Raw genomic sequence first — 12,693 nt, 5'->3', positions numbered from 1 at the left:
CGAGACGCCCGTGCCACTCAGTCTGACGCTCGTGGGTGGCGAGGATCCGCGCCATCTCCGCCACCTGCACGGCGAGCAGTTCGCCGAACAGCGATCCGAGATCGACGCTCGTGAAGAAGTCCCCCCCCCGCCCCGACCGCTGCACCGAGCTGGCGTAGTACCCGAACTCCGGATGGTACAGCGCCGCCTCGACGTAGTCCGCCACGGTCATCGGCCCGTTGGTGCGGATACGGTCCACGATGATGGATAGAAGAGGGGAAGGCATGGGGGACGCACGGAGCGGAAAAAGAAAACGGAGAACGGAGAGCCTCGGCCCTCCATTCTCCGCCGTCGCAGCCTACGGTTCGAATTCCACGCGTGACGTCTCGACGCGCTATTCCTTCTTGATCGTCAGGAACAGTTCCTGGTTCTGCCGGGTCTTCCAGACGAGCAGCATCGCGCGGCCGCCGGATGGGACCTTTTGGAGCAGGCGGCTGGCTTCGGCGGAACTCGTGACCGCCTGGCCGTTCACCTTCAGGATGACGTCGTACTGCGCGAGGCCGCCGCTCTCTGCCGCGCTGCCTGGATCCACGTCGGTGATGACGGCCCCGGTCGTCCCCGGCGGCAGGCGGAGCTGGCGAGCCATGGCCGGCGTCAGGTTGCTCAGCGTCACGCCGAACCCGGTGCTGCCCTCTTCGTTCCCGCCCTGGGCGCCCACCCTCGCCCCGGTCTCCGCCTCGAGGTCCAGTTCTTCGACGGTGATGTTGACCGTCTTCTCGACCTTGTCGTGCAGGATCTTCATCGGAACGATCGTGCCGGGTTTGGTGGTGGTGACCAATCGGATCAGCTCGTCCCGGTTGATGACCGGCCTGCCGTTGAACTCGATGATGACGTCGCCTGGGACGACGCCCGCCTTAGATGCCGGATGATCAGCTTCCACCGACGCCACCAGTGCGCCCGTTCGCTGCTTGAGGCCGAGCTCCGCGACCAGTTCTCGTGGCACGTCCTGCACCTGCACGCCAATCCGGCCGCGCACGATCTTTCCGGTGCGCAACTGCGGCAGGAGTTCGCGCACGAGATTGATCGGGATCGCGAAGCCGATGCCGATGTTCCCCTCCGATCGGCTGTTCGAGAGGATCGCCGTGTTGATGCCGATGACCTCGCCGCGGATGTTCAGCAGCGGTCCGCCCGAGTTGCCGGGGTTGATGGCCGCGTCGGTCTGCAGGACGTCCTGCGACCGCTGCTCGGCCGTCTGGAACGGGCGCTTGGTGGCGCTGATGACGCCGACGGTGACGGTGTGTGCCAGGCCGAACGGGTTACCGATCGCCATGACCCAGTCGCCGGTCTGCATCTGGCTCGAGTCGCCGAACTTCGCCTCGACGAGCGCGCGGCTGGGTTTCTCATCGAGCTGGATCAGCGCGCTATCGGTGAGCTGATCGCGGCCGACGAGCTTCGCCTTGTATTCTTCCTGGTCGTACTGGTTCTCGCCAAAGGCCACCCAGATGTCCGTCGCGCCGTCCACGACGTGGTTGTTGGTGAGAATCAGGCCGTCCTTGCTGATCACGAACCCGGTGCCTGCCGCCTCCACGACCTGATCGCGCTGGCGGCCGCCGCGTCCCGGCCCCTGCGGCGTGCCGAAGAATCCGTGGAACGGATCGTCGCCGCCGAAGAAGTCGCTGATGTCCTGCGCCTTTCGCTTGGCCTTCGTCCGGATGTTCACGACAAACGGCGTCGCGGCCTTGGCGATGTTGCGAAACGTCGCGGCGTCCACCGGTCCGCTGAGCGGCGCACTGTTCATCGCCGGCACCGCGATCGTCTGCGCAGCCGACTGCGACGCGAGATCGAGACGGGACGCGAGGACCATCCCGATCGCGAGGCACGCGACCGCGATCATCACGGCGTAGAACACGGAAATCTTGCGACTTGGCATCGATTCCTCCGACGAGCTGACAATACAACCCCTTGGCCGCACGGCGGGCCGGCTCAGGGCTGAAGGCTCATGGGTCAAGTATACCCATGCCGAATTGACAAAGCACGACTGGTTCTATAGTTTGACGCCGCACCCCACCCAACGGTCTGCCCCTTGTGGAGGAATCCCGTGACGACACGTTCAGGCTTCTGGCTCACCCTCGGTCTCCTGGTCGGCTGCGCCAGCGCCCTTCTGCTGGCCGTTCCGCAGGGGCGCGGCGGCCGGCAGGGTCAGCAACCGCCGTCCAAGGGCCCTGCGATGCACCACGTCGGGGGCATCCGCGACGGCGTATCGATCTTCCCGGTCGTGGACTACCCGCAGATGAAGCCGCTCGAGCCCGGGAAGCTGGACTTCCAGCACTACCACTCGCTCGAGGAAGCCACCGCGTTCCTCCAGAGGTGGGCGCACGACTATCCCGACCTGGTGGACCTGTACTCGGTTGGCAAGTCGTTCGAAGGGCGTGACATCTGGCAGATCACGATTACCAACCGCAAGACCGGCAAGGACACCGACAAGCCCGCGTTCTTCCTCGAGGGCGGACGCCACGCCGGCGAGATCACCGGTATCGAGACGGTGCTCTACTTCATCAACCACGTGCTCACGAACTACGGGAAGGACCCCGCCATCACGAAGCTCGTCGATGGCCGCGCGCTGTACTGCAAGCCCAACAACGATCCCGACGGCAACGCCCTCTATCAGCATACGGCACAAGCGAGCCGCAGCACGGTCCGGCCGTACGACGACGACGGGGATGGGTTGATGGACGAGGACCCGCCGGAGGACCTCGATGGCGACGGGTTCATCAGGCAGATGCGGAAGTTCGTGGGCGCCGGGAAGGGCAACGCCACCAAGGACCCCAAGGATCCGACCGGGCGCGCGATGAAGCGGGTGCCCCAGGGAGAGGGCGACTACCTGCAGTATTCCGAAGGGATTGACAACGACGGCGACGGCCGCTACAACGAGGATGGCATCGGCGGCCTCGACCTGCACCGCAACTACCCGGGCAACTGGCGCCCGATGAGCGAGGACACCGGGCGCGGATGGACGCAGGGCGGCGCCGGGGAGTACCCGCTGTCCGAGCCCGAGACACGCGCGGTCTTCTCGTTCCTCATGGCGCACCCGAACGTGGCCATCGTCCAGTCGCTCGACACCGCCGTGCCGATGCTGCTGCGTGGGCCGTCCACGGCGAAGACCGAGGAGGCGATGTTCCCCGAGGACGCGGCGCTCTTCAACAAGTTCGACAAGGAAGGGCTCCGAATCACCGGCTATCCATGGGCCGGTGACGTCTATCATGTCTACGCCACCCGCAGCGGAGTGAATCCGTTCACCGGCGAGCCGTCCCGCGACGAACCACTGTTCGGCCACGGACCCGATTTCGGATATCTCTACTTCGGCGCCATTTGGTACGGCGACGAGATCTGGAACGGCGGCCGGTTCGTGGACTACAACAAGGACGGGCGCATCGACGAACTCGAAGTCCTGCGGTGGTATGACGAGAACCGCCCGGCCAAGGGGGACTTCAAGGACTGGACGCCGTTCAGGCACCCGCAGCTTGGAGACGTCGAGATCGGCGGCTGGAATCCGAAGTTCTGGAGCCAGAACCCGCCGCCCGATCTGCTCGAGACGTGGGCCAAGAACGAGGCGCTGTTCAACCTCTATCTGGCGCAGCAACTTCCCCACGTCACGCTGTCCGCCGTCACGGTCGCGCCGGTGAAGGGCACGGCCCCCGCCGACCAACTGTTCGAGGTGCAGGCCACGGTGACGAATGATGGCCTGATGCCGACCGCGCTCGAGATTGCCAAGCGGGTCAAGATCGTCAGGCCGGACACGCTGACGCTCACGCTCGACAAGGGGCAGGAGTTGAGCAAGCCGGCCCAGGGAAAGGCGGCGCAGCAGCGGGCGATCGAGGTCGGGTCGCTCAAGCCGGGCGAGACGCGTACCGTGAGCTGGCAGATCAAGGGGGCGGGAAAGGCCAGTGTGGCGGTGAGTTCGACACGGGGCGGCATCGACAAGAAGGAGATCGCGGTCGGATCGTAGAGGTGCCGGATGCGCGGCCGCTGGGCGCGCCCTCGGTACCGGGCGCACCACCAGCACCGCCAGCACGATGTACACGTTCTTCGCTCACACGGCCGACATCGGCATCGACCTCCGGGCCGCTTCGCTGGACGAGCTGTTCGTCGAGGCGGCCCGCGCATTCTGGGACTCTATCCTCGAACTGGATGCGCTTCGCGCTGATGACGCGCTGGCGATCGAGTTGGTGACGGCCGACACCGACCTCCTTCTCGTCGATTGGCTGAGCGAGCTGCTCTACCACTTCGACACGGCCGGGTTTGTCGGGCGGGATGCCTCGATCACGGTCGAACCGGAGGGCGCGGTGCTTCGTCTGCGCGCGACCGTGCGTGGAGAGCGCGGCGCCGCCGCGCGGTTGCCGGTGAAGGTGCTCGTGAAGGGGATCACCTACCATCAGTTGCGAGTCGCGGAAACCCCCGATGGCTGGGAGGCGCGAGTGATTCTCGACATCTGAGTCGAGAGTCGGACCGGCTCGGCGATCCGGGCGTTCGTGGTGCTTCACTTCCGGATGAGGGCCGTCATGGAACTCGAACAGCTCGACGAGGTTCGCTGGCGAATTCCGAAAACTGGCGGTATGCGTGTCGATGCGGTCGTCTACGCCGACGAGCGGATGATGCGCGACACCGGGAACGATCAGAGCCTGCAGCAGCTCGTGAACGTCGCCCATCTGCCGGGCATCATCCAGCCGGCGCTCGCGATGCCGGACATCCACTGGGGTTACGGGTTCCCCATCGGCGGCGTCGCCGCCATGGACGCGGACGAGGGGGTGGTGTCGCCGGGTGGCGTTGGCTACGACATCAACTGCGGCGTTCGGATGCTGCGGTCGAGCCTGACGCGCGACGAAGTGCTGCCGCACCTTCGTGAGATCGTGGCGCAGATGTACCGCAGCGTGCCGACCGGCGTCGGCGCCCATCGTCGCGACGTGAAGTTGTCGCCAAAGGACTTGCGCGGGGTGCTGGAGACCGGTGCCGGGTGGGCCGTGCGCCGGGGATTTGGTGACGCCGCCGACCTGGAGCGAATCGAAGAGCAGGGCCGCATCGACGGCGCCGATCCGGACCAGGTCTCGCCGCGGGCGCGCGAGCGCGGCCAGCCACAGATGGGCACTCTCGGTTCGGGCAATCACTTCGCCGAGATTCAGTACGTCGCCGAGATCTACGACGAGGCGGTCGCGCAGGCGTTCGGGTTGTTCCCCGAGCAGATCACCGTGATGATCCACAGCGGATCGCGTGGTCTCGGGCACCAGGTGTGCGAGGACCACCTGCGGGTGATGATCGCGGCTGCGCGCAAGTACGGGATCGATCTGCCAGACCGCCAACTGTGTTGCGCGCCGCTCGGATCGCCCGAAGCGCGATCGTATCTTGCCGCCATGGCGGCCGCGGCCAACTTCGCGTTCGCCAACCGCCAGGTGATGAGTCACTGGGTGCGCGAGAGCGTCGCCGCGGGCCTCGGCGTTGCGCCCGACCGAACCGGCCTCTGCTCGGTCTACGACGTCTGCCACAACATCGCCAAGTTCGAGACCTTCACCATCGGCGGGAAGGAGCGCCGGGTGTGCGTGCACCGCAAGGGGGCCACTCGCGCGTACCCGGCCGGGCATTTCCAGACGCCCGCCCTGTATCGCGCTGTCGGCCAGCCGGTCCTGATTCCTGGCGACATGGGTCGCTACTCGTACGTGCTCGTCGGCACCGATACCGCCTTCGGCCACACCTTCGGGTCCACGTGCCATGGGGCCGGCCGCCGGCTGAGCCGGTCGGCCGCCCGGCAGGCGGTCCGCGGCCGGTCGCTCCGCCAGGAGATGGAGGACCGCGGTGTCGTCGTCATGGCCGCCGGAATGGCCACGGTGGCCGAAGAAATGCCGGAAGCCTACAAGGACGTCTCGGAAGTCGTGGACATCGTCCACCGCGCCGGCATCAGCACGCGCGTGGCCCAACTTCGTCCACTCGGCGTCATCAAGGGGTAGCGGCCAACACATCGTGCCGAACGTCTATAATCGTAGGCGCCAGTCTGCCTATTCACGAACGAGCGGGTCATATCTATGCGAAGGTTGCTGCTCTCGAGCCGTGTGCGGCTCCTGATGTTCTCCCTGGTTCTCGTCGCGCTGCTCGGCGTCGGACTGTTCGCACGCCAGGCCGCGGCTCCGCAGCCGCAGCCGGACCGACAGACGCCGCCGATCACCTTCAAGGTCGAGATCAACTACGTCGAAGTGGACGCGGTCGTGACCGACGCGAAGGGGAGTTTCGCCGGGAATCTGCGGCCGAACGACTTTCAGGTGTTCGAGGACGGCAAGCCGCAGACCATCACGAACTTCAGCCTCGTCGAGATCCCGATGGAGCGGCCCGATTCGCCGCTGTTCGTGAAGCAGCCGATCGAACCCGACGTGGCGACCAACGCCGACCAGTCGGACGGTCGCCTGTACCTGATCGTGCTCGATGCGCTGCACACCGAGGCGCTCCACTCGGCGTGGGTGCGGAAGGCCGCGAAGAAATTCATCGAGACCTCGGTTGCCGCCAACGATCGAGCGGCCGTCATCAGCACCGGCGGAGACGCGTCGCAGGACTTCACGAACAACAAGCGTCTGCTGCTCGCGGCGGTGGACCGCTTCATGGGACGCTCGCTCCGGTCCGCAACGCTCAACAAGATCGATGACTACAACGCCACGGCCGGAACGGGTCTGGCGAGCGACAAGCCTCGCGACATCGACACCTACGAGCGCGCGCACAACGCCACGGCCACGCTCGACACGCTCCGCCAGGCGTCGGATTTCATGGCCAGCATCCACGGCCGGCGCAAAGCGCTCGTCCTGTTCAGCGAGGGCATCGACTACGACATCACCGACCCGTTCGAGAACCAGTCGGCGAACGATATCCGGCAGGATTCACTCGACGCCGTCGCCGCCGCCACCCGGGCGAACGTGGTCGTCTACAGCATCGACCCCCGCGGCCTGTCGAGCTTTGCCGGCATGGGCGCCGAGAATCAGGGGCCGCCCATCGACGCGGATCCGTCGCTCCGCCTCAACGCGCAGGGGATGCAGGACGAGTTCCGGCTGCAGCAGGACAGCCTCCGCGTGCTCGCCGACGAGACCGGTGGCTTCGCTGCGCTCAACTCGAACGACTTCGTGAGCACGTTCGACCGGATCCGGCAGGAGAACAGTTCGTACTACGTGCTCGGCTACTACCCGACGAACGACAAGCGGGACGGCCGGTTCCGGAAGATCGAGGTCCGGATCAACAAGCCGGGGTTCCGGGTGCGCGCGCGCAAGGGTTATGTGGCACCGCGCGGCAGGGCATCGGCCACGCGGACACTGGATGCCAAGGAAGGGACGTCGCCCGTCCTCAGGGAGGCGTTGAACAGTCCGTTGCCGTTGCCGGGCCTGCGCCTCACGGCCTTCGCCGCTCCGTTCAGGGGTTCCGGGACGAGCGCCTCGGTGTCGCTGGTCGTCCATGCCGATGGGCGTGACCTGAAGTTCACCGAGAAGGACGGGCGGTTCGAGGACACGGTCGAGTTGTCGGTGATCGCGCTCGACAAGGACGGCAAGGTCAAGAACGGCGTGACCAACAAGGTTCGGATGCCGCTCAAGCCGCAGACCTACGCGCTCGTCGCGCAAACCGGCATCCGGGTCACCTCGCGCCTCGATCTGCCGCCCGGACACTATCAACTCCGCATCGCGGCCATGGATGTGAACCGGCAGGCCACCGGTGCGGTCCATTACGAGTTGGACGTTCCCGACTTCACCGCCGGCGCGATGTCGATGAGCGGCCTCGTCTTCACCTCGACGCTGTCGGGGCTCACGCCGTCGGTGTCCGGCGAGGGCGAGGATCAACTCCGGAAGCTCCTCCCCGGGCCGGTGACTGTCGTCCGCGACTTTCGCGTCGGCGAGGAACTGACGGTGCTCTCGGAGATCTACGACAATCAGGGCAAGACGCCACACCGGGTGGACATCGCCACGACCCTGCGGTCGGACGATGGACGGGAACTGTACAAGCACGAGGACGAGCGGTCGAGCAGCGAACTCGGCGGGGCACGGGGCGGCTACGGCTACACCGCGAAAATCCCCTTGAAAGGGTTGTCACCGGGGCTCTACGTCGTGAAGGTGGAAGCGCGCTCGCGCCTCGCCAAGGGACCGACGGTCAGCAGGGAAGTGCAGATACGGGTTACGCAGTGATGTGCGGCGGCAGCAGCACGGGCGCCGGCACGAGCAGCAGGTGCTGGGGGTGCTGGCGGTGCTGGTGGTGCTGGCGGTGCTGGTGGTGCTGCGGGTGCTGGTGGTGCTGCGGGTGCGGTGCTGGGGGTGCTGGCGGTGCTGGTGGTGCTGCGGGTGCGGTGCCGGACGTGCGGTGCTGGAGCTGCTGGATGTGCAGTGCCGGCGGTGCCAGGGGTGCGGCAGGTGCTGCGGGCAGAATGCTCGACGTGTTGAGGGCGCCAGAGGTGCCGTGGGTGCTGCACCTCCGGCACCATTAGCACCATTAGCACCATTAGCACTTGCACCTGCAGCACCCGCAGCACCTGCAGCACCCGCAGCACCTTACAGCACCTGTCGCGCCAGACCACTCGTGCTGGTCGTGCCGTGCCCGCGCTAGAACTTGTTCACCTGCTTCGGCTTGATGTCGCCGTTAGCGTGCGAGAACTTGTAGTTGTTCCGGTTCATGTTGGCGCTCTTCGGCGTCTCCAACGTGATGGTGGCCACTTCGCCGGCCATCAGCGGCTTCTTGAGGAACTTCTTGTCACCGCTCACCGGGTTGTTGTTCTTGTCCCACCAGAACTCCTCGATCGTCAGGCGGGCAATCGCCTTCGGCGAGACGTTCTTCACCTGGATGGTCGTCACGATGATGTCCTTGTTGAGCTTGACGACCGGCTTGAGATACTGGATGTCGGCGGGGCCGCGCACCACATCCACGAATCTGGTCTGTGTCGGGGGCGGCGTCGCCTGCGCAGGAGCAGCGGCCTGCGCATAGGCGGCCGACACCCCGGCGAAGAGGGCGGCCACGAGGGTGAGCGCCAGAAGAGCGCGATTAAGGCGAAACATGGAATCCTCCCGGGGGCACATGTCTGGGCCCGGCGGCACTCTGCCTGCCGAGTCGGGAAGATTATAGAGATTTACATCTCGCCGTTCCAGTCCTCGGGCTCTGCCGCCGCGGACCGGAAGATTTCCAGGTGCCACTTGCCGCCGCCCCACGGCTCGATGACCTCGGTTGCGACGACGTCCACGAGGATCTCTGCGAAGGTCCGCCCTTCGGGGTCGCCCTCGAGGTGGTAGGCCGGTTCGTCCCACGAGAAGTTCGGGTACAGGGTGATCGTCAGGAACAGGTCGTACCCATCGTCGATGACGATGATTTGGCCGCAGGGGCGCTTGATGGTGGAGTGGTAGACGAGGTACTTCTCGGCGGAGTGCGCCCGGATGTACCGCTTCAGCGCGAACTCTCGCGCGACGATTTCCTCGACGGCAATCTTCTTGTCCCAGCAGTCGCGGCAGTAGCGTTCCTCACCGCGAGGTTCCGAGACGTCCTTGGCACCGCAGAGCGCGCACCGTGTCTTGGCGACCGACTTTCGTGGCATCCCGACGATTCTATCATCCCCGCTTCAGGGCGGGCGCGTACATGGTCTCGACGTACTGTTTCATCATGCGGCGGGCACTGAAGTTCGGCATCACCGTCCGGATTGACTCCTTCACCACGTGCAGCCAGGCGTGTGGGACGCCGCTCGCGTCACGATCGTGGAAGGTCGGCACGATTTCCCCCTCGAGGAGCCGGTAGAGCGCCTCGGCGTCGGCCGCATCCACTTCCGCGGGGTCGTTGCTCGTGCACCCGCCCTCGATCAGCCACCCGTTCGAACCGGTGCAGCCCTCGGCCCACCAGCCATCGCCGATGCTCAGGTGGGGCACGCCGTTGACCGCGGCTTTCATGCCGCTGGTGCCGCTGGCCTCGAGCGGCTTGCGGGGGGTGTTGAGCCACACGTCGCATCCCTGGACGAGAAAGTGCGCAACGTGCAGGTCGTAGTCGTCGATGAAGGCGATACGGCCGCCGAAGTCCTGCCCCATCGCCCGCTTGTAGATCCTCTGCAGATGATGCTTGCCCGAGTCGTCCGCGGGATGCGACTTGCCGGCGAACAGGATCTGTACCGGCTGCCGAATCCCGGACAGGATTCGGGCCAGGCGGTCCGGGTCGTGGAACAGGAGTTCCGGCCGCTTGTAGGCGGTGAAGCGCCGCGCGAAGCCGATCGTCAGCGCATCCGGGTTCAGCAGCGTGCCGGCCGCGACCACCTGCCCGGGACCGACGTGTTCCTCGATCCAGCGGATGCGCGCCCGCTCGCGGATGAAGGCGAACAGGTAGTGGCGCAGCGACTGCCGCACCGCCCACAACTCCTCGTCGGGGATGGCATGCACCGCGTCCCAGAGTTGCGGATCGTCGTGACGCAGACGCCAGTCGGGCGCCACATAACTCTCGAACAGCTTCGACAATTCCGCCGCGATCCACGTCGGCACGTGGACGCCGTTCGTGATGTTCTGAACGGGGCCCTCGCCGGCTGGCGTGTTCGACCAGATTGGCGCCCACATGTTGCGCGTGACGTCGCGGTGCAACTGGCTGACGGCGTTCACTGCGCCGGCCGACCGGATCGCCAGCGCGGTCATGTTGAACATCGTGCCGTTGCCGTTGCCGTTGTCGTAGGCGCCGAGGGCGAGGAACTTGTCCCGGAGACCGCCGAGGCTGCCCCACGCGCCCGCCAGGTAGGTTTCGACGAGGTGAAACGGGAAGGCGTCGTGGCCGGCGGGCACCGGGGTGTGCGTCGTGAAGATTGTCGTCCGCCGTACTTCGGTCACCGCCTCGTCGAACGGCATGCCGCGCTCGAGCGCCTCGCGCACGCGCTGCAGGACCACGAAGGCGGCGTGGCCCTCGTTGAGGTGCCAGACGGTCGGTTCGATGCCCATCGCGTGCAAGGCGCGCACGCCGCCGAGGCCGAGGACGATCTCCTGCTGGATGCGCGTTTCCTGGTTGCCTGCGTACAGACGGGCCGACAGTTCGCGGTCCCACGGGGCGTTTTCGGGGAGGTCGGTGTCGAGCAACAACAGCGTCACGCGCCCGGCCCGCACGATCCACACGGCGGCCAGCACCGTGCGGTCGCCGAGCGGGACCGCGACCACGCAGGGCGTGCCGTCGGTTCGCACCGCGGGCTCGATGGGCGCGTCGAGCCAGTCGAGCCGCTCGTACGCCTCCTCCTGCCAGCCTTCCGCGGAGAGGTGCTGGTGGAAGTAACCCTGCGGGTACATGAAGCCGATCCCGACCAGCGGGACGCCGAGGTCGCTGGCTTCCTTGCAGGTGTCACCGGCCAGCACGCCGAGGCCGCCCGCGTAGAGCGGCAGCGACTGGTGCACGGCGAACTCAGCGGAAAAGTACGCGATGTGGGCCTCGGGAACCGTCGACGCGAAGCGCTGGCCCCACCAGGTGTCCCGCGCCGCGCGCGCCAGATCCATGTCGTGGATCACGCTGTCGTAGATCGCGAGGAAGGACGGGTCGGTGGCCACGCGCGCCAGGCGGTCGCGGCCGATCAGCCGCAGCATTCGGACCGGGTTGTGTGCCACATCGCGCCAGAGCTGGTAGTCGAGACGCCGGAACACGTCACGGGCGCGGTAGTGCCAGCTCCACCAGAGATCGCACGCAAGCTCTTCGAGCCGGTGAATACGTTCGGGAATCGGAGGCAGACCGGGATATCGTTCCATGTGTCGTTGGCCGTCAGTCGCGGGGAGCCACCCCGAATCGTATCTGCCCGGGTCGCGGGCCGTCAATGGCGCGGCAGTGGTAAACTGGGCCGCCCTCGGAACATCTGCCACCCGGGAGTTGCCCTATGCATCGTCATCCCCTGCCGATCCTCGCTGCTCTTGCGCTGCTGCTGGCGCCGTGCATCGCTGCGGGACAGACGCCGTCGAGTCGCGAACTGGAACGCCTGAATTGGATGGAGGTTCGCGAACTGGTGCCGGCGAAGATCTCGACCGTGATCTTGCCCATCGGCACGCTCGAGGCGCACGGCGCGGCGGCCAACGGGACCGATATCCTGGCGCCGCTCGCGATGGCGCGTGAGATCGCACCGAAGGTCAATGCCCTCGTCGCCCCGGTCGTCCCGTACGGCTTCACCGGATCGCTCGACGCGTATCCCGGCGGCCTGACCGTTCCGGAAGAGGCGTACCGACCGTACATCCGGGCCGTTGTGCTCGGCCTTGCGAAGAACAAGTTCAAGAACATCATCCTCGTCAACGGTCACGGCGGCGGTCAGTCCGCCGTGTTGAACGCCGTCGCAGCCGAGGTCGGCCGCGAGGCCGGCGTGCGTACGCTCGTCATCAACTGGTGGACATTCTGCTCCGACGTGACGCTCGACGTGTTTGGCGAGGACGGCGGGCACGCGGGCGAGAACGAGAACGCCTACATCATGGCGGTCGATCCGACGCTCGTTCACAAGGAGAGGTACTCGGGGCCGGAGATGGCCATCCCGAACCCGCCGCCCGGTGCGTGGGCCGCGTATCCCAGCCCGTCGAGCATCCTGCTCTACAAGCCCGGGCAGGGCTACCCGAAATTCGACCCGATCAAGGCGAAGATCTACTACCAGAGGGCGAACGAGAAGGTGGCGCAACTGGTGCTCGATATCATCAAGCGGTGGGACCTGGCGGGGCTCTGACGAAGGCGGAGGGGAAC

Annotated in this window: 10 protein-coding genes; 5 read left to right on the top strand and 5 right to left on the bottom strand. The window is 66.3% G+C overall.

What is annotated here, in order from left to right; all coding sequences use genetic code 11:
• A partial coding sequence (locus tag VGK32_22025; GenBank protein ID HEY3384446.1) for a hypothetical protein occupies positions 1-265 on the bottom strand: 265 nt, incomplete at its 3' end.
• Positions 266-373: 108 nt separating this feature from the next.
• The gene (locus VGK32_22020; protein ID HEY3384445.1) at positions 374-1,909 is read right to left on the bottom strand and encodes a Do family serine endopeptidase; all 1,536 of its coding nucleotides are present in this window, start codon (positions 1,907-1,909) and stop codon (positions 374-376) included.
• A gap of 168 nt (positions 1,910-2,077) precedes the next feature.
• Between VGK32_22020 and VGK32_22015 the strand changes: the two genes are divergently transcribed.
• From VGK32_22015 to VGK32_22000, 4 genes are all read left to right on the top strand, one after another.
• Positions 2,078-3,985, top strand: coding sequence for a M14 family metallopeptidase (locus VGK32_22015; GenBank protein ID HEY3384444.1), 1,908 nt, complete (start codon positions 2,078-2,080; stop codon positions 3,983-3,985).
• A gap of 67 nt (positions 3,986-4,052) precedes the next feature.
• A complete protein-coding gene (locus tag VGK32_22010; GenBank protein ID HEY3384443.1) occupies positions 4,053-4,472 on the top strand; it encodes an archease in 420 nt (139 codons plus the stop codon).
• 66 nt (positions 4,473-4,538) lie between these two features.
• Positions 4,539-5,975, top strand: coding sequence for an RtcB family protein (locus VGK32_22005; protein ID HEY3384442.1), 1,437 nt, complete (start codon positions 4,539-4,541; stop codon positions 5,973-5,975).
• Between the two features lie 75 nt (positions 5,976-6,050).
• Positions 6,051-8,177, top strand: coding sequence for a VWA domain-containing protein (locus tag VGK32_22000; GenBank protein HEY3384441.1), 2,127 nt, complete (start codon positions 6,051-6,053; stop codon positions 8,175-8,177).
• A 411-nt stretch (positions 8,178-8,588) separates the two neighbouring features.
• On the opposite strand, the gene VGK32_21995 is transcribed toward VGK32_22000, so the two are convergent.
• The 3 genes from VGK32_21995 to glgP all read right to left on the bottom strand — a co-directional run bounded on the left by VGK32_21995 (position 8,589) and on the right by glgP (position 11,726).
• Complete coding sequence (locus VGK32_21995; GenBank protein ID HEY3384440.1) at positions 8,589-9,038, bottom strand: hypothetical protein; 450 nt, start codon at positions 9,036-9,038, stop codon at positions 8,589-8,591.
• 71 nt (positions 9,039-9,109) lie between these two features.
• Complete coding sequence (locus tag VGK32_21990; protein HEY3384439.1) at positions 9,110-9,568, bottom strand: hypothetical protein; 459 nt, start codon at positions 9,566-9,568, stop codon at positions 9,110-9,112.
• 13 nt (positions 9,569-9,581) lie between these two features.
• Positions 9,582-11,726: an alpha-glucan family phosphorylase gene (gene glgP, locus VGK32_21985; GenBank protein HEY3384438.1), complete on the bottom strand. Its 2,145-nt coding sequence runs from the start codon at positions 11,724-11,726 to the stop codon at positions 9,582-9,584.
• A 125-nt stretch (positions 11,727-11,851) separates the two neighbouring features.
• Between glgP and VGK32_21980 the strand changes: the two genes are divergently transcribed.
• Positions 11,852-12,676: a creatininase family protein gene (locus VGK32_21980; GenBank protein ID HEY3384437.1), complete on the top strand. Its 825-nt coding sequence runs from the start codon at positions 11,852-11,854 to the stop codon at positions 12,674-12,676.
• Positions 12,677-12,693 lie beyond the last annotated feature (17 nt).

It is taken from the genome of Vicinamibacterales bacterium, from assembly GCA_036504215.1.
GTDB lineage: Bacteria > Acidobacteriota > Vicinamibacteria > Vicinamibacterales > Fen-181 > FEN-299.
This window is presented reverse-complemented; position numbering and strand designations above follow the sequence as displayed.

Bases quoted from the DNA above. Each gene is read 5' to 3' on its own strand.
- VGK32_21980 (HEY3384437.1), top strand. From the start codon at position 11,852: ATGCATCGTCATCCCCTGCCGATCCTCGCTGCTCTTGCGCTGCTGCTG.
- glgP (HEY3384438.1), bottom strand. From the start codon at position 11,726: ATGGAACGATATCCCGGTCTGCCTCCGATTCCCGAACGTATTCACCGG.
- VGK32_22000 (HEY3384441.1), top strand. From the start codon at position 6,051: ATGCGAAGGTTGCTGCTCTCGAGCCGTGTGCGGCTCCTGATGTTCTCC.
- VGK32_21990 (HEY3384439.1), bottom strand. From the start codon at position 9,568: ATGCCACGAAAGTCGGTCGCCAAGACACGGTGCGCGCTCTGCGGTGCC.
- VGK32_21995 (HEY3384440.1), bottom strand. From the start codon at position 9,038: ATGTTTCGCCTTAATCGCGCTCTTCTGGCGCTCACCCTCGTGGCCGCC.
- VGK32_22020 (HEY3384445.1), bottom strand. From the start codon at position 1,909: ATGCCAAGTCGCAAGATTTCCGTGTTCTACGCCGTGATGATCGCGGTC.
- VGK32_22010 (HEY3384443.1), top strand. From the start codon at position 4,053: ATGTACACGTTCTTCGCTCACACGGCCGACATCGGCATCGACCTCCGG.
- VGK32_22005 (HEY3384442.1), top strand. From the start codon at position 4,539: ATGGAACTCGAACAGCTCGACGAGGTTCGCTGGCGAATTCCGAAAACT.